General features: G+C 56.9%; 13 protein-coding genes. 4 read left to right on the top strand and 9 right to left on the bottom strand.

Going from position 1 to position 16808, the window contains the following annotated elements; translation table 11 throughout:
* Positions 1-89 precede the first annotated feature (89 nt).
* From GF111_RS16795 to cueO, 3 genes are all read right to left on the bottom strand, one after another.
* Positions 90-269, bottom strand: coding sequence for a type II toxin-antitoxin system RelE/ParE family toxin (locus tag GF111_RS16795; protein WP_370633471.1), 180 nt, complete (start codon positions 267-269; stop codon positions 90-92).
* A gap of 100 nt (positions 270-369) precedes the next feature.
* Positions 370-561: a hypothetical protein gene (locus GF111_RS16790; RefSeq protein ID WP_038872442.1), complete on the bottom strand. Its 192-nt coding sequence runs from the start codon at positions 559-561 to the stop codon at positions 370-372.
* Between the two features lie 105 nt (positions 562-666).
* On the bottom strand, positions 667-2319 hold the full coding sequence (cueO, locus tag GF111_RS16785; RefSeq protein ID WP_147191481.1) for a multicopper oxidase CueO: 1653 nt from the start codon (positions 2317-2319) through the stop codon (positions 667-669).
* A 218-nt stretch (positions 2320-2537) separates the two neighbouring features.
* Between cueO and GF111_RS16780 the strand changes: the two genes are divergently transcribed.
* The 3 genes from GF111_RS16780 (at position 2538) to speD (ending at position 4695) form a co-directional block, all read left to right on the top strand.
* The gene (locus tag GF111_RS16780; RefSeq protein ID WP_004937515.1) at positions 2538-2885 is read left to right on the top strand and encodes a YacC family pilotin-like protein; all 348 of its coding nucleotides are present in this window, start codon (positions 2538-2540) and stop codon (positions 2883-2885) included.
* Positions 2886-3009: 124 nt separating this feature from the next.
* The gene (gene speE, locus GF111_RS16775; RefSeq protein ID WP_049200099.1) at positions 3010-3873 is read left to right on the top strand and encodes a polyamine aminopropyltransferase; all 864 of its coding nucleotides are present in this window, start codon (positions 3010-3012) and stop codon (positions 3871-3873) included.
* Between the two features lie 27 nt (positions 3874-3900).
* Positions 3901-4695, top strand: a complete 795-nt coding sequence (gene speD / locus GF111_RS16770) for an adenosylmethionine decarboxylase (protein WP_147191479.1) — start codon at positions 3901-3903, stop codon at positions 4693-4695.
* A gap of 32 nt (positions 4696-4727) precedes the next feature.
* Here the strand turns inward: speD and yacL are convergent, their stop codons facing one another.
* On the bottom strand, positions 4728-5090 hold the full coding sequence (gene yacL, locus GF111_RS16765) for a protein YacL (RefSeq protein ID WP_004937507.1): 363 nt from the start codon (positions 5088-5090) through the stop codon (positions 4728-4730).
* A 467-nt stretch (positions 5091-5557) separates the two neighbouring features.
* On the opposite strand from yacL, the gene GF111_RS16760 reads away from it, so the two are divergent.
* Complete coding sequence (locus tag GF111_RS16760; RefSeq protein ID WP_224217737.1) at positions 5558-5848, top strand: hypothetical protein; 291 nt, start codon at positions 5558-5560, stop codon at positions 5846-5848.
* 73 nt (positions 5849-5921) lie between these two features.
* Here GF111_RS16760 and acnB read toward each other — a convergent pair whose 3' ends face one another.
* The 5 genes from acnB to pdhR all read right to left on the bottom strand — a co-directional run bounded on the left by acnB (position 5922) and on the right by pdhR (position 16180).
* Positions 5922-8519: a bifunctional aconitate hydratase 2/2-methylisocitrate dehydratase gene (acnB, locus tag GF111_RS16755; protein ID WP_147191382.1), complete on the bottom strand. Its 2598-nt coding sequence runs from the start codon at positions 8517-8519 to the stop codon at positions 5922-5924.
* Between the two features lie 514 nt (positions 8520-9033).
* A complete protein-coding gene (gene lpdA, locus GF111_RS16750; RefSeq protein ID WP_004937500.1) occupies positions 9034-10458 on the bottom strand; it encodes a dihydrolipoyl dehydrogenase in 1425 nt (474 codons plus the stop codon).
* A 233-nt stretch (positions 10459-10691) separates the two neighbouring features.
* Positions 10692-12572: a pyruvate dehydrogenase complex dihydrolipoyllysine-residue acetyltransferase gene (gene aceF, locus GF111_RS16745; RefSeq protein WP_047729863.1), complete on the bottom strand. Its 1881-nt coding sequence runs from the start codon at positions 12570-12572 to the stop codon at positions 10692-10694.
* Between the two features lie 13 nt (positions 12573-12585).
* Positions 12586-15249, bottom strand: coding sequence for a pyruvate dehydrogenase (acetyl-transferring), homodimeric type (gene aceE, locus GF111_RS16740; RefSeq protein WP_047729862.1), 2664 nt, complete (start codon positions 15247-15249; stop codon positions 12586-12588).
* A 166-nt stretch (positions 15250-15415) separates the two neighbouring features.
* Positions 15416-16180, bottom strand: coding sequence for a pyruvate dehydrogenase complex transcriptional repressor PdhR (gene pdhR, locus GF111_RS16735; protein WP_004937490.1), 765 nt, complete (start codon positions 16178-16180; stop codon positions 15416-15418).
* Positions 16181-16808 lie beyond the last annotated feature (628 nt).

Below are 16808 nucleotides of genomic sequence, written 5' to 3'. Positions count from 1 at the left end.
GTATTCAGGTCAGTTGCCGGAAGAAAGGCGCAGAGTTTAGCATAGGCCGTTACCACTTGCCTCTCTCCCGGACAGGGGAGTTTTCTTTATTAAGGGTATTCCTGACGAGCGTGCAGGACACTCACTATTTCAATATGTGCAGCCAGCACGCGGTAAACCACAATGTAATTAGGATGAAAAACCATTTCACGAGTCCCGTTCACCCTGCCTGGCCTGAATAGATAAGGATGTTCCGCTAACGGGATAACCGACTCTTCAATGCGTTGCAACAAAGCCTCAGCGGCAAGTGGATTTCGCTCAGCGATAAAAGCCAGCGGCGTATATAACCCGTTTTTGCTTCGTCAGCCCATTTGACGGTTAACATAAGGGTCAGGCCGATTTTCTTTTGGCTTTCGCCTGCTCGATAATGTGACGAGCGCCGGCCATGACTTCGTCATGGGGAATACGGGGGGAGTCGCTATTGATGGAAGATTCCGCGGTGCTTCTGAACCAACGATCGTAGCTATCAGCCTGCTCTTGAGTCTCAAACTCAGAAACGATGGGATCCAATTTTGTCGGCATGACGCACTCCTCAGTAGCTGATATTTTAATCAGTATAACGGCTTCCTTTCATTGAACCAGGCGATGGCGACGCGAGCGCGCCACCGCTTGAGCACCGGGCCGCCATCAATCGGCGACGGTGAAGCCCATCATCATGCCGGTATCTTCATGTTCCAACAGGTGGCAGTGGGCCATGTACGCATGTTCGCTGCTGGCCGGATGGTCAAAACGCACCAGCACTTCACTGCGCCACCCTTCGACGCGCACCGTGTCCTTCCAGCCGCTGCGATGCGCCGCCGGCGGTTTGCCGTTTTCCGACAAGATGCGGAACTGGGTGCCGTGAATGTGGAACGGGTGCAACATCATGTCGCCCTCGCCGGAAATGGTCCACTTTTCATACTGGCCCCGTTTGGTGGCGAACATCGGCTTGGTCATATCGAAGGCCTTGCCGTTGATCATGTTGCCGTTGCTGAAATCGAACGGTTTGGCTTTGCCCTGCGCGCCACCATGCTCCATCCCGGCCATATTGCCATGATCCATGCCCTTCATGTTGCCCATGTTGCCATGGTCCATGCCCTGCATGCCGCCCTTCTCCATGCCTTTCATATCTGCGCCACCCGTCGCGCCATGATTCATGCTCATGCCGGCCATCGCCTGGTGACCATAGCGATCCATCAGCGCCTGCATTCCGAGCATATCCAGCTGCGGATCCATCATCAGCTGCAGCCAACGCTCCTGGATGCCGGTGGTGGCAGGCAACGTCGGCAGCTTCACCAGGCTGTCCGGCATGGTTTTGATGCCCTGCGCCAGCGACGGCTGAATGCGCAACACCGGTAGCGTTTGATCGAACGGCGCCAGCGTCATGCCCATCTGCTTCACCGGCAGCGTCACGATATCGAACGCTTTCCCATCCGAGGCATCGACCAGCACTTCAAAGCGTTCGCCCATCAGCATCGGCAGCTCGGTCAGTTTCACCGGCTCCGCCAGGAAACCGCCATCGCTGGCGATGACATACAGCGGACGGTTGTCACTGGCCGCCAGATTCAGCGAGCGGGCGTTGCAGCCGTTGAGGAAACGCAGGCGCAGCCAACCGCGCGGCGCCAGATGTTGTGGATACTGCGCACCGTTGGTGAACATGCGGTCGCCAAACCAGCCCACCGCCGCACTCATCACGTCCAGGCGGTATTCGATCTGCGCGTCTTTGCCCAGCCGCTTATCCTGCAGGATCACCGGAATATCATCCTGTCCCCAGGTTTTCGGCAGCGGCAGTTTGGCGCTCTCTTCGTCTTCCAGCAGCACCAGCCCCGCCAGCCCCATCATGACCTGGCTGCCGGTTTTACCGTGCGTATGCGGGTGGAACCAGCAGGTGGCCGCCGGTTGATCGACGGTGAAATTCACCGTGCGCGTCGCGCCGGGATGAATCAATGCCTGCGGGCCACCATCGACGTCACCGGGAATCTCCAGGCCGTGCCAGTGGACGGTGCTGGCCTCCGCCAGGCTGTTTTTGATATCAACCGTTACCGGCTGGCCACGCTGCAGTTTCACCGCCGGCCCGAGCAGCGCGCCGTTGAATCCCCAGGTTTTGGTGGCGGCGCCGGGCAACCAGCGGGTTTCCCCCGCCTGCAGCGCCAGCGCAATCTTTCCCTGCGCGTCCGGCATCAACAGCGGCGGTACCGGCAGGGCCGGCCGATCGGCCGCCCAGGCGGTCCGGCTCCATAACGGCAATGCGCTCGCGGCGCCCAGCGCGGCGGTTAATTTAATAAAATCACGGCGTAACATCGCTGACTCCCTTTTCTCAGTGACATAACTCAATGCCGCCAGCCTAAACCTTCCCCCTGGCGGAAGGTCAAGCCTTTCCTGGCGGTATTTTAAGCTATGCCTCACAATCAAGAGAGCGCCATTGACGAACGCGAGGCCGCGCCCAGCGGCAATAAAATTTGGTGCCTTTACAGGCAAGTGTGGTAACGTCTGCAAACGACAAACAGGCCTATTTCATGATGAAAAAAACAACGTTATCGATGCTGTTGCTGGCGATGCTGGGCTTCTCCAACGCCAGTCTGGCGCTGAATGAATCCGAGGCGGAAGATCTGGCCGATCTGACGGCGGTATTTATTTATTTGAAAAATGATTGCGGCTACAACGATTTGCCAAATGCGCAAATCAAACGCGCCATCGTCTATTTCGCGCAACAAAACCGCTGGGATTTGAGCAACTACAACAGCTTCAATATGAAGGCGTTGGGCGAAGACAGCTACCGCGATCTCAGCGGCATCGCCATTCCAACGCCTAAAAAATGCAAATCGCTGGCGCGCGACTCTTTGAGCCTGCTGGCCTACGCCAACTAATTTCCCCCCTTCTCCCGCCCGCCTAACGCTCTCTCTGTCTGAAATTCAACCGTGCATCGCCAGGCAGAGTTAGCTATGATGTTGCGCCGATTTTTCATGGCTGTTATTACGGAGTTTCCCGCACATGACCCAGAAAGAAATTTGGTACGAAACGCTGCATACGGGCTTCGGCCAGTACTTCTCGGTAGAGAAGGTGCTGTACCGCGAGAAGACCGATCATCAGGATCTGGTGATCTTCGAGAACCCGGTGCTGGGGCGCGTGATGGCGCTCGACGGCGTGGTGCAAACCACCGAGCGTGACGAGTTCATCTATCACGAAATGCTGACTCACGTGCCGCTGCTGGCGCACGGCGCGGCGAAGAAAGTGCTGATCATCGGCGGCGGCGACGGCGGTATGCTGCGCGAAGTCAGCCGGCATCCTGGCGTGGAACAGATCACCATGGTCGAAATCGACGCCGGCGTCGTCGAGTTCTGCCGCCAATACCTGCCCAACCACAGCGCCGGCGCCTATGACGATCCGCGCTTCAAGCTGGTGATCGACGACGGCGTCAACTTCGTGAACCAAACCGACGAAACCTTCGATGTGATCATCTCCGACTGCACCGATCCGATCGGCCCCGGTGAAAGCCTGTTCACCTCAGCGTTTTATGAAGGCTGCGCCCGCTGCCTGAATGAGGGCGGTATTTTCGTCGCGCAAAACGGCGTCTGTTTCCTGCAGCAGGACGAAGCGGTCAACAGCCACGCCAAACTGAGCGGCTACTTTAGCGACGTCAGCTTCTATCAGGCAGCGATCCCGACCTATTACGGCGGCATCATGACCTTTGCTTGGGCAAGCCAGAACCCGGCGCTGCGCCAGATCGATCTGCCTACTCTGCAACAGCGCTTTAACCAAAGCGGCCTACACTGCCGTTATTACAACCCGGCAATTCACGTCGGCAGCTTTGCCCTGCCACAATATTTGCTCAATGCCCTGAACGTAACACGTTAAGCGAGAAGATAAAGGAGGTGGCCCAAATTGCATAAGCTAAAACTGCACGGCTTCAATAACCTGACCAAGAGCCTGAGTTTTTGTATTTACGATATTTGTTACGCCAAGACCGCGGACGATCGCGACGGCTATATCACCTACATTGACGAACAATATAATGCCAACCGGCTGACCGAGATCCTGAGCGAGACCTGCTCAATCATCGGCGCCAATATTCTGAACATCGCGCGTCAGGACTACGAGCCGCAGGGCGCCAGCGTCACCATCCTGGTCAGCGAAGAGCCGATCGATCCAAAAGACGTCGATACGTCGGAACACCCCGGCCCGCTGCCGAACACGGTCGTCGCGCACCTGGACAAGAGCCACATCTGCGTACACACCTACCCGGAAAGCCATCCGGAAGGCGGACTGTGCACCTTTCGCGCCGATATCGAAGTCTCGACCTGCGGCGTCATTTCGCCCCTCAAGGCGCTGAACTACTTAATTCACCAGCTGGAATCCGACATCGTCACCATGGACTACCGCGTGCGCGGTTTCACCCGCGACGTGAACGGCGTGAAACATTACATCGATCATGAGATCAATTCGATCCAGAACTTTATGTCGGAAGACATCAAGACGCTGTACCACATGATGGACGTGAACGTTTACCAGGAAAATATCTTCCATACCAAGATGTTGCTGAAGGATTTCGATCTGAAGCACTACCTATTCAACGCGGCACCGGAAGCGCTGAGCGCCGTCGAACGCAAACAGATCACCGATCTGTTATGGAAAGAGATGCAGGAAATCTATTACGGCCGCAATATCCCGCCTCTGTGATGGAAAGGGCGCGGCACGCCGCGCCCTGATGCTTAGTATTTCAGCATGAAAGAACGATAGGCCTTCAACACCAGCAGGAAGTCCTCAACGCCGCAGAATGAGAGGCTTTCTTCGTCGTAGTAGTTCATCCCCTCTTCCATTTCATCGCCTTCGAACTCCAGCTGATTGGCGCGGATCATCACTTCTTCACCATCCATCAACAGCGTATATTCATGGCCTTCCAGCTGCCATTGACGTTCGCTGCCTTTGACCTCGGCCGCACCGGCTTCTATGCGGTCCAGCAGGTTGAAATCGCCTTTGACTTCTTCGTTGATCCAGTGGCCAATCGCTTCATGCCCCATCGAAAATCTGACGATCACCTGACCGGTAACGTCACGCAGAAATTCGTAATCCATAGCATGCCCTCCTGAGCCCTTTTTCTTAGTGTAAACATAAATTGATTGCTAACTCAGTGAGCGCTCGCAAAGTTGGCAACTCGGCAAAATAAAACCTTGGCGGCACGCAATATAGCGGCTTGCGGCGGCGATGGGAAGACGCCGGCCGCGATCCCTTAAGGAAAGCGAAGCGGTGCCTCGTCGCCGCGCGGCGCATGCCCGCCATGCGAAAAGTCTGCCGATAATCCGCCGCTCGCAGGTTATTTATTTGAATCATGTAGATACCGTGGAGATGTATGTCACGATTTTATCGGGATTATAATTTCCCTTTAAAATTAATAAGTTAATTGTTTCTGGCGCGACGCGGCTTTATTGACATCCCCTCAATATCGATTAGCTTTTAAATAAAGGAGCTCTAATTATGTTCACCAGCGGCCAGTGGTGTTCTCACCTCATTCATACCTATCACCACGATCAGGATGTGTGCCATGAAATACATAACCTCCATTGTCGCATTGAGCATGATGTTCTCTGCATCGGCGTTCGCCGCCAAACAAATCACCCTTGAAGAATCCGCCAGCTACACCAAACTCGGCGATCTCTCCATTCAGCAGACCGGCGTGCCTACCGTCGGCCATAAATATATTTCCTCAGAGGTTGATAAGAAATGTAATGAACTCAGCGGGTTGGATGGGAAATACTGCTTCTATCGCATCATCTCCGCCACCGGGCAAGAGAGCGATCACAAAGATATCCACGTAGAAATATTCAAAAAATAGCGGGCAGGCTTTGAACGTAAAATAAAAAAACGGGGCCCTGGAAAGGGCCCCGCAGCTTGGGATTGACGCTGAATTAAACCGCGGTCTGGAAGATCACGCCGTCGGCTTTTTCGGTGTACTGCCCCAGTTGGTCAAAGTTCAGATAGCGGTAGGTATCCGCCGCCGTCTTGTCGACCTGCGCCATATAGGTCTGGTACTCGTCCGGCGTCGGCAGGCGGCCCAGCAGGGACGCAACCGCAGCCAGTTCAGCAGACGCCAGATAGACGTTGGCACCGGTACCCAGACGGTTCGGGAAGTTACGGGTCGAGGTGGAGACCACCGTCGCACCGTCCGCCACGCGCGCCTGGTTGCCCATGCACAGCGAGCAGCCCGGGATCTCGATACGCGCCCCGCTCTTGCCGAAGACGCTGTAGTAGCCTTCTTCGGTCAGCTGAGCCGCGTCCATCTTGGTTGGCGGCGCCACCCACAGACGGGTCGGCAGCTGGCCCTTGTGCTGATCCAGCAGCTTGCCGGCCGCGCGGAAGTGGCCGATGTTGGTCATGCAAGAACCGATGAACACTTCATCGATTTTGCTGTTGGCCACGTCAGACAGCAGGCGTGCATCGTCAGGATCGTTCGGCGCGCACAGGATCGGCTCTTTGATCTCGTTCAGATCGATGTCGATCACCGCCGCGTATTCCGCATCCGTATCGCCTTCCAGCAGCTGCGGATCCGCCAGCCATTTTTCCATGCCCTGAATACGGCGCTCCAGCGTACGGCGATCGCCGTAGCCTTCGGAGATCATCCACTTCAGCAACACGATGTTGGAGTTCAGGTACTCTTCGATCGGCGCCTTGTCCAGCTTGATGGTACAACCGGCGGCGGAACGTTCGGCGGACGCATCGGTCAGCTCAAACGCCTGCTCGACCTTCAGGTCCGGCAGGCCTTCGATCTCCAGAATACGGCCGGAGAAGATGTTTTTCTTGCCCTTCTTCTCGACGGTCAGCAAGCCTTGCTGGATCGCGTAGTAAGGGATGGCGTGCACCAGATCGCGCAGGGTGATGCCCGGCTGCATTTTGCCTTTGAAGCGCACCAGCACCGACTCAGGCATATCCAGCGGCATCACGCCGGTCGCGGCGGCAAACGCCACCAGGCCGGAACCGGCCGGGAAGGAGATGCCGATCGGGAAGCGGGTGTGGGAATCGCCGCCGGTGCCGACGGTGTCAGGCAGCAGCATACGGTTCAACCAGGAGTGGATCACGCCGTCGCCCGGACGCAGCGAGACGCCGCCGCGGTTCATGATGAAGTCAGGCAGCGTGTGGTGCGTGGTCACGTCGACCGGTTTCGGGTACGCGGCGGTGTGGCAGAACGACTGCATGACCAGATCGGCGGAGAAGCCGAGGCAGGCCAGGTCTTTCAGCTCATCGCGGGTCATCGGGCCGGTGGTGTCCTGAGAACCGACGGAGGTCATCTTCGGTTCGCAGTACTCGCCAGGGCGAATGCCGGCGACGCCGCAGGCGCGGCCGACCATTTTCTGCGCCAGCGAGAAGCCTTTGCTGCTGGCGGCAACCGGCTTGGCGATACGGAACACGTCGCTGTGCGGCAGACCCAGCGCTTCGCGCGCCTTGGTGGTCAGGCCGCGGCCGATGATCAGCGGGATACGGCCGCCGGCGCGCACTTCATCCAGCAGCACGTCGGTTTTCAGCTCGAAGTTGGCGATCAGCGCGCCGGTCTCGTGGTTGCGTACTTCACCTTTGTACGGGTAAACGTCGATCACGTCGCCCATGTTCAGCTCGGACACGTCCACTTCGATTGGCAAGGCGCCGGCATCTTCCATGGTGTTGAAGAAGATAGGCGCAATCTTGCCGCCCAGCACCACGCCGCCGCCGCGCTTGTTCGGCACGTGCGGGATGTCGTCGCCCATAAACCACAGCACGGAGTTGGTGGCAGATTTACGGGAAGAACCGGTGCCGACCACGTCGCCGACGTAGGCCAGCGGGAAGCCTTTCTTGTTCAGCAGCTCGATCTGTTTGATCGGGCCGACGCTGCCCGGCTGATCCGGCACGATGCCTTCACGTTCGTTTTTCAGCATCGCCAGCGCGTGCAGCGGGATGTCCGGGCGCGACCAGGCGTCCGGCGCCGGAGAAAGGTCATCGGTGTTGGTTTCGCCGGTGACTTTGAACACGGTGACGGTGATCTTTTCCGCCAGCTCAGGGCGTGACAGGTACCATTCGGCATCGGCCCAGGACTGCATGATCTGCTTGGCGTGCGGGTTACCGGCCTTGGCCTTCTCTTCCACGTCGTAGAAGTTGTCGAACATCAGCAGCGTGTGGGACAGCGCTTTCGCGGCGATGGGCGCCAGCGTTTCGTTGTCCAGCGCTTCGATCAGCGGATGAATGTTATAGCCGCCCTGCATGGTGCCTAACAGTTCAATGGCTTTCTCGGGGGTAACCAGGGGGGATGTCGCTTCGCCTTTGGCGATGGCCGCCAGGAAACCTGCTTTGACGTAGGCGGCTTCATCGACGCCCGGTGGAACACGGTTAATCAGCAGGTCTAACAGGAATTCTTCTTCGCCTTTTGGCGGATTCTTCAGTAGTTCGACCAGCGCGGCCATTTGGGTGGCGTCTAGCGGCTTAGGGGCGATGCCCTCAGCAGCACGCTCGGCTACGTGCTTACGGTATTCTTCTAGCACGACGTTCTCCTCGCTCTCATTGTCATTTATTGTGCCTGGCGTATATGCAAACCGGGTTTATACCCTTGGGGTTTCACTCTGCGGCTAGGCGATCGGCCCGTAAAGGCCCCGAAACGGTGATTGGGGCAAACAAGCACGGTCAAACAGCGTTACAGCATGAAAGACTGATGGGTAGAGCGCACGGCGATATAGATGCCATCTATCCTGACGGGGCACTGCTGTCGATGTCCTGGACTGTAAGGTACAGTGCCCGGTTCCGCTCAGCCAGCATATCAGGATTTGAAACGGTTGTTAATTCGTTCACATAAAAGCAACATTAAATCTTTGCTGAATCGTTGAGCGCAGCGTAATCGGCTGCCGGACTAGCAGGGCATTATATCCATATAGTTAGAATGGATATAAGCAGGAGGATCGGAATTTGGCGCAGCGGCCACAAAAATACCGCTTTCTGAGTTTGAGCAAAAAAAACGGCCCCTTGTCAGGGGCCGCTGGTTAACCGGTCAAGCCAGCAGAATTACTTCTTCTTGGCTTTCGGGTTAGGCAGGTCGGTGATGCTGCCTTCGTAGATTTCCGCCGCCAGGCCCACGGATTCGTGCAGGGTCGGGTGAGCGTGGATGGTCAGCGCGATGTCTTCCGCATCGCAGCCCATCTCGATAGCCAGACCGATTTCACCCAGCAGTTCGCCGCCGTTGGTGCCGACAATCGCGCCACCGATGATGCGGTGAGTTTCTTTGTCGAAGATCAGTTTGGTCATGCCGTCTGCACAGTCGGAAGCGATCGCACGGCCGGAAGCCGCCCACGGGAAGGTGGAGGTTTCGTAGCTGATGCCTTTCTCTTTCGCTTCTTTCTCGGTCAGACCCACCCATGCCACTTCCGGCTCGGTGTAAGCGATGGATGGGATCACTTTCGGATCGAAGTAGTGCTTCATGCCGGCGATAACTTCTGCGGCAACGTGGCCTTCGTGCACGCCTTTGTGCGCCAGCATCGGCTGACCGACGATGTCGCCGATAGCGAAGATGTGCGGCACGTTGGTGCGCAGCTGTTTGTCGACGTTGATGAAGCCACGCTCGTCAACTTCAACACCGGCTTTGCCGGCATCCAGCAGTTTGCCGTTCGGCACGCGGCCGATCGCCACCAGCACCGCGTCATAACGCTGTGGTTCTGCCGGCGCTTTTTTACCTTCCATCGTGACGTAGATGCCGTCTTCTTTGGCTTCTACCGCGGTCACTTTGGTTTCCAGCATCAGGTTGAACTGCTTGCTGATACGTTTGGTGAAGACTTTCACCACGTCTTTATCTGCCGCCGGGATGACCTGATCGAACATTTCAACGACGTCGATCTGTGAACCCAGCGCATGGTATACGGTGCCCATTTCCAGGCCGATGATGCCGCCGCCCATAACCAGCAGACGCTCTGGGACGGTTTTCAGTTCCAGCGCATCGGTAGAATCCCACACGCGTGGATCTTCATGAGGAATGAATGGCAGTTGGATCGGACGAGAACCTGCAGCGATGATGGCGTTGTCGAAGTTGATGGTGGTTGGGCCGTTTTCGCCTTCCACAACCAGGGTGTTAGCGCCGGTGAACTTGCCCAGGCCGTTGACCACTTTCACTTTACGGCCTTTCGCCATGCCAGCCAGACCGCCGGTCAGCTGAGTGATGACTTTTTCTTTCCAGACGCGCACTTTGTCGATGTCGGTTTTCGGCTCGCCGAAAACGATGCCGTGTTCGGCCAGCGCTTTGGCTTCTTCGATCACTTTGGCAACGTGCAGCAGTGCTTTGGAAGGGATACATCCCACGTTCAGGCAAACCCCGCCCAGAGTGGAATAACGTTCAACCAGAACGGTTTCAAGACCTAAGTCAGCGCAACGAAAGGCTGCAGAGTAACCTGCCGGGCCCGCCCCAAGTACCACGACCTGAGTTTTAATTTCAGTACTCATCATGACCTCTTAATTGATTGTCCGGCGGGTCAGACGTCATTTTTATTGCTAATCGATCTCATAACGCCCTTCATCCACCGGGACGCTTACACCGCGAGCAGTTTACAGAATTGTTAATAATCTGCAAAGCGTGTTCGAGTGACCCGTGTCTCAACAATTTTGTCGAGTTGTGCAAAATCCGACAAAACTGCTACAGAATCGTCAGGGGCGCAGCATGCTGCGCCCCTTTTGCATTACATCACCAGACGGCGAATGTCGGACAACATGTTGTTGATGATGGTGATGAAGCGCGCACCATCGGCACCGTCGATAACGCGGTGGTCGAAGGACAGCGACATCGGCATCATCAGGCGCGGCATGAACTCTTTACCGTTCCAGACCGGCTCCATCGCAGACTTGGAGACGCCCAGGATAGCCACTTCCGGCGCGTTGACGATCGGCGCGAAGTGAGTCGTCCCGATGCCACCCAGGCTGGAGATGGTGAAACAGCCGCCCTGCATCTCGCCCGCGGTCAGCTTGCCGTCGCGCGCTTTCTTGGAGATGGCCATCAGTTCGCGAGACAGCTCGGTGATGCTCTTCTTGTTCACGTCCTTGAACACCGGAACCACCAGGCCGTTCGGGGTATCTACCGCCACGCCGATGTTGATGTATTTCTTCAGCGTCAGCTTCTGACCGTCTTCGGACAGCGAGCTGTTAAAGCGCGGCATCTGCTCCAGAGCGGCAGCCACGGCTTTCATGATGAACACGACAGGCGTGAACTTCACGTCCAGCTTGCGCTTGGCCGCTTCTTCGTTCTGCTGCTTGCGGAACGCTTCCAGATCGGTGATGTCGGTTTTGTCGAAGTGAGTCACATGCGGGATCATCACCCAGTTGCGGCTCAGGTTCGCGCCAGAGATCTTCTGGATGCGGCCCATTTCGACTTCTTCGATCTCGCCGAACTTGCTGAAGTCCACTTTCGGCCATGGCAGCATGCCTGGCAGACCGCCGCCGGCAGCCGCCGGTGCCGCTTCAGCGCGTTTCACCGCGTCTTTCACGTAAGTCTGAACGTCTTCGCGCAGGATGCGGCCTTTACGACCGGTGCCCTTCACTTTCGCCAGGTTAACGCCGAATTCACGCGCCAGACGACGAATGACCGGGGTCGCGTGCACGTATGCCGCGTTCTCGGCGAACTCGCCTTTGTCGTCAGCTTTCGCAGCCGGAGCGGCGGCTTTAGCGGCGGCCGGAGCCGGCGCAGCTTCCGCTTTAGCGGCTGGAGCGGCGGCAGCGGCAGGCGCAGCGCCTTCCACTTCGAACACCATGATCAGGGAGCCGGTTTTCACTTTGTCGCCGGTCGCGATCTTGATCTCTTTCACGGTACCCGCGAACGGTGCAGGCACTTCCATAGAGGCCTTGTCGCCTTCCACGGTGATCAGAGACTGCTCGGCGGCAACCTTGTCGCCCACCTTAACCATCACTTCGGTCACTTCGACTTCGTCGCCGCCGATATCCGGCACGGCGACGTCTTTGGCCGCAGAGGCCGCAGGCGCTGCAGCGGCGGCAGGGGCTTGCGCCGCAGCCGGGGCCGCAGCGGAAGCGGCGCCGGCCACTTCGAACACCATGATCAGGGAACCGGTTTTCACTTTGTCGCCGGTCGCGATCTTGATCTCTTTCACGGTGCCCGCGAACGGCGCAGGGACTTCCATGGAAGCCTTGTCGCCTTCCACGGTGATCAGGGACTGCTCGGCTTCCACCTTGTCGCCCACTTTCACCAGGATCTCGGTCACTTCGACTTCGTCGGCGCCGATGTCCGGCACGGCAACGTCTTTGGCCGCAGCGGCGGCCGGGGCAGCAGCTGCCGCCGGTTTTTCTTCCGCTTTCGCCGCCGGTGCAGCTTCCGCTGCGCCTGCCGCTTCGAAGATCATGATCAGTTTGCCGGTTTCGGTTTTATCGCCGACCGCCACTTTGATCTCTTTCACCACGCCCGCCTGCGGGGAGGGCACTTCCATGGAAGCCTTGTCGCCTTCCACGGTGATCAGCGATTGTTCCGCTTCAACTTTATCGCCGACCTTCACCAGAATCTCGGTGATTTCGACTTCATCTGCACCGATGTCCGGTACGTTGATTTCGATAGACATTATTCAGTACCTCTTAGGCCAGACGCGGGTTAACTTTTTCCGGGTTGATGTCGAATTTCTTGATTGCATCGGCAACCACAGAAGCTTCGATCTCACCGCGTTTAGCCAGTTCACCCAGTGCAGCAACCACCACGTAGGATGCATCGACTTCGAAGTGGTGACGCAGGTTTTCGCGACTGTCCGAACGACCGAAGCCGTCGGTGCCCAGTACGCGATAGTCGCTGGCCGGCACATAAGTACGAACCTGTTCGGCGAACAGTTTCATGTAGTCGGTAGAAGCTACCGCCGGCGCGTCGCTCATCACCTGAGCAATGTAAGGCACGCGTGGCGTTTCGGTTGGGTGCAGCATGTTCCAGCGCTCGCAATCCTGGCCGTCGCGCGCCAGTTCGGTGAACGAGGTCACGCTGTAGGTGTCGGAACCCACGCCGTAGTCCTTCGCCAGGATCTGCGCAGCTTCGCGCACGTGGCGCAGGATGGCACCGGAGCCCAGCAGCTGTACCTTGCCTTTGCTGCCTTCCAGCGTTTCCAGCTTGTAGATACCCTTGCGGATACCTTCTTCCGCACCCTGCGGCATCGCAGGCATGTGGTAGTTTTCGTTCAGCGTGGTCAGGTAGTAGTACACGTTTTCCGGGTTGTCGCCATACATGCGCACCAGACCGTCGTGCATGATCACCGCCACTTCGTACGCGTAAGCCGGATCGTAAGAGATGCAGTTAGGGATGGTCAGAGACTGAATGTGGCTGTGGCCATCTTCGTGCTGCAGACCTTCGCCGTTCAGGGTAGTACGGCCCGAGGTGCCGCCGATCAGGAAGCCGCGCGCCTGTTGGTCGCCCGCTGCCCAGCACAGGTCGCCGATACGTTGGAAACCGAACATCGAGTAGTAGATGTAGAACGGAATCATCGGCAGATCGTTGGTGCTGTAGGAAGTCGCTGCGGCCAGCCAGGAAGAGGCTGCGCCCAGTTCGTTGATGCCTTCCTGCAGGATTTGGCCTTTCTCGTCTTCTTTGTAGTAAGCCACCTGCTCACGGTCCTGCGGAGTGTACTGCTGGCCGTTCGGGCTGTAGATACCGATCTGACGGAACAGACCTTCCATACCGAAGGTACGCGCTTCGTCGGCGATGATTGGCACCAGGCGATCTTTGATCGACTTGTTCTTCAGCATCACGTTCAGGGCACGCACGAAGGCGATAGTGGTGGAGATCTCTTTGTTCTGCTCTTCCAGCAGCGAGCTGAAATCTTCCAGCGCCGGCATTTCCAGCTTCTGGGTGAATTCCGGCAGACGCGTCGGCACGTAGCCTTTCAGCGCCTGGCGACGTTCGTGCAGGTATTTGTACTCTTCGGACTCTTTGTCGAAGGTGATGTACGGCAGTTTTTCGATGTCAGCATCGGCAACCGGCACGTTGAAACGATCGCGGAAGTGGTGAACCCCTTCCATGTTCATTTTCTTCACCTGGTGAGCGATGTTTTTACCTTCCGCGGTTTCACCCATGCCGTAACCTTTGATGGTGTGGGCCAGGATAACGGTCGGTTTGCCTTTGGTGTCCTGCGCTTTTTTCAGTGCAGCGAAGATTTTCTTCGGATCGTGACCACCACGGTTCAGCGCCCAGATTTCGTCGTCGGTCATGTCTTTGACCAGCGCCGCGGTTTCCGGATAACGGCCGAAGAAGTGCTCGCGCACGTAAGCGCCGTCTTTGGATTTGAAGGTCTGGTAGTCGCCGTCCAGGGTCTCGTTCATCAGCTGAACCAGTTTACCGCTGGTGTCTTTACGCAGCAGCTCGTCCCAACGGCCGCCCCAGATCACTTTCAGCACCTGCCAGCCTGCGCCGGAGAAGATGCCTTCCAGTTCGTTGATGATCTTGCCGTTGCCGGTGACCGGGCCGTCCAGGCGCTGCAGGTTGCAGTTGATGACGAACACCAGGTTGTCCAGCTTCTCGCGGGTCGCGATGGTGATGGCGCCTTTGGATTCCGGTTCATCCATCTCGCCGTCGCCCAGGAAGGCGTAAACGGTCTGCTCAGAGGTGTCTTTCAGGCCGCGATGTTCCAGGTATTTCAGGAACTTCGCCTGATAGATGGCGCTGATTGGGCCCAGGCCCATGGATACGGTCGGGAACTGCCAGAATTCCGGCATCAGCTTAGGATGCGGGTAAGAGGACAGGCCATTGCCGTGCACTTCCTGACGGAAGTTGTTCATTTGTTCTTCGGTCAGGCGGCCTTCAAGGAAGGCACGCGCGTAAACGCCTGGAGAGATGTGGCCCTGGAAGTACACCAGGTCGCCGCCGTCTTTCTCGTTGCGTGCGCGGAAGAAGTGGTTAAAGCAGACTTCATAGAAGGTCGCGGAAGACTGGAAGGAAGCCATGTGGCCGCCCAGCTCCAGGTCTTTTTTGGATGCGCGCAGAACGGTCATGATCGCGTTCCAACGGATCGCTGAGCGAATGCGGCGTTCCAGATCCAGGTTGCCTGGGTAGGCCGGTTCGTCTTCTACCGCGATGGTGTTGACGTAGTTGTGCGCTGCAGCACCGGCCGCAACGTTAACGCCGCCTTTGCGGGCTTCTCCCAATACCTGATCAATCAGAAACTGAGCTCGCTCAACACCCTCTTCACGGATGACCGATTCGATCGCCTGCAGCCAGTCGCGGGTTTCGATCGGATCCACGTCATTGTTTAAACGTTCTGACATGGTGGTATTCCTTATCTGTCTAATGGTTTGTTTGGAGCCTGTCTTCCTGTGCTCTGTGCAAAAAACACACGAAGACAGGCCCATCAGTTTAGTTGCCGCTTAAGTACTTAACTAAGTACCTCGAACTTAACCCCCGCAGGCTGGTGTACCCTGAAGAGGACAGCTCTTAATCCTTGCGTTGCTGGAGACGCCGTAGCGATCTCTCGCGCCGAGTATGCTCCCGGCTGAGATCCAGCAAGATTTCCTCGATAAACGCCAAGTGGCGATGCGAGGCTTCACGGGCCTTTTCCGGCTCGCGTGCCACAATCGCCTCAAAAATTCCGGCGCGGTGGCTGCTCACTTTTGCCAACATCTCACGGCGCGAGTAGAGCAATTCAAAGTTCTGACGCACGTTCTGTTCCAGCATCGGCCCCATGCAGCGTAGCAGGTGAAGTAACACAACGTTGTGGGCAGCTTCGGTCACGGCGATTTGATACTGCATGACCGCATCGGCTTCGGCGTCGAGATCGCCGCTGTCTTGAGCCTGTTGAATCACGATATGGCAGTCGCGGATGCGCGCCAGATCTTCATCGGTGCCGCGCAGCGCCGCGTAATAGGCGGCAATGCCTTCCAGCGCGTGACGGGTTTCCAGCAGATCGAACTGTGATTCGGGATGGTCGGCCAGCAGCTCGGCCAGCGGATCGCTGAAGCTCTGCCACAGATTAGTTTGCACGAAGGTGCCGCCGCCCTGACGGCGCAGGAGCAGCCCTTTCGCTTCCAGGCGCTGAATGGCCTCTCTCAGAGAAGGACGGGAGACATCAAATTGTTTCGCCAGCTCGCGCTCCGGAGGCAGTTTTTCGCCTGGGCGCAGTGTCCCCTCGAGGATCAGGTATTCGAGCTGTTGCTCGATAACATCTGACAACTTGGGTTGGCGGATTTTGCTGTAGGCCATGAGTGAATTCTTCTCTGCGAATGGCGCGGAGTCAATTGGTAATACCAATTTCAAAAACGTGACGGTAAAGTAACAAAGTATTCACCTCCTGTCCATACGGGCCTTGATCGAAATCAGGTTACCTGCACATTTTAACACCCCGCTGAAAACCCCGCTGCAAACCGGTAACGCCGTGATGGTATTACCATTTACGCGCCGGGTTGGGGATTTAACTTTTACCAAACCTTACGCAAGGCAGAGTGCAAACTTTTTGCCCGAGTTTTATTGCATGGTTATGACGCTTTAATGAATGGCTATTTGGCGAGCAGCGCAACGGGATTTCGTTCATTATTTGAACGCACGCCATCGCTCGGATCTACGTTATTTTTGCGCATTATGTGATTTGTTGCTTATTTCATGCACTGAATCCCCCCCCGCCGTCACACAACCCGCATTTTGTTTCCTAAACTGCTGCAATCTTAATCACTCACACGACAAAGCAGGTGCAAACTGACGCGCATAACATTATTCTCTGCCAAACGGTAGCGGCGCCGTGGAATTAATAGCTATAACGCCGTAAATAAAACAAAACACACATCGTAACCACTGCTTTACAGGTATGTGGTCATTCGCAACGACAGAGGGTTAG

The sequence above is a fragment of the Serratia sp. HRI genome (assembly GCF_010119335.3).
Classification (GTDB): domain Bacteria; phylum Pseudomonadota; class Gammaproteobacteria; order Enterobacterales; family Enterobacteriaceae; genus Serratia; species Serratia nevei.
Note: the sequence above shows the minus strand (reverse complement) of the source record. Positions and strands in the feature narration are given on the sequence as shown.

Coding starts and splice junctions, on each gene's coding strand:
- GF111_RS16790 (WP_038872442.1), bottom strand. CDS start 561: ATGCCGACAAAATTGGATCCCATCGTTTCTGAGTTTGAGACTCAAGAG.
- cueO (WP_147191481.1), bottom strand. CDS start 2,319: ATGTTACGCCGTGATTTTATTAAATTAACCGCCGCGCTGGGCGCCGCG.
- GF111_RS16780 (WP_004937515.1), top strand. CDS start 2,538: ATGAAAAAAACAACGTTATCGATGCTGTTGCTGGCGATGCTGGGCTTC.
- speE (WP_049200099.1), top strand. CDS start 3,010: ATGACCCAGAAAGAAATTTGGTACGAAACGCTGCATACGGGCTTCGGC.
- yacL (WP_004937507.1), bottom strand. CDS start 5,090: ATGGATTACGAATTTCTGCGTGACGTTACCGGTCAGGTGATCGTCAGA.
- GF111_RS16760 (WP_224217737.1), top strand. CDS start 5,558: ATGAAATACATAACCTCCATTGTCGCATTGAGCATGATGTTCTCTGCA.
- lpdA (WP_004937500.1), bottom strand. CDS start 10,458: ATGAGTACTGAAATTAAAACTCAGGTCGTGGTACTTGGGGCGGGCCCG.
- aceF (WP_047729863.1), bottom strand. CDS start 12,572: ATGTCTATCGAAATCAACGTACCGGACATCGGTGCAGATGAAGTCGAA.
- aceE (WP_047729862.1), bottom strand. CDS start 15,249: ATGTCAGAACGTTTAAACAATGACGTGGATCCGATCGAAACCCGCGAC.
- pdhR (WP_004937490.1), bottom strand. CDS start 16,180: ATGGCCTACAGCAAAATCCGCCAACCCAAGTTGTCAGATGTTATCGAG.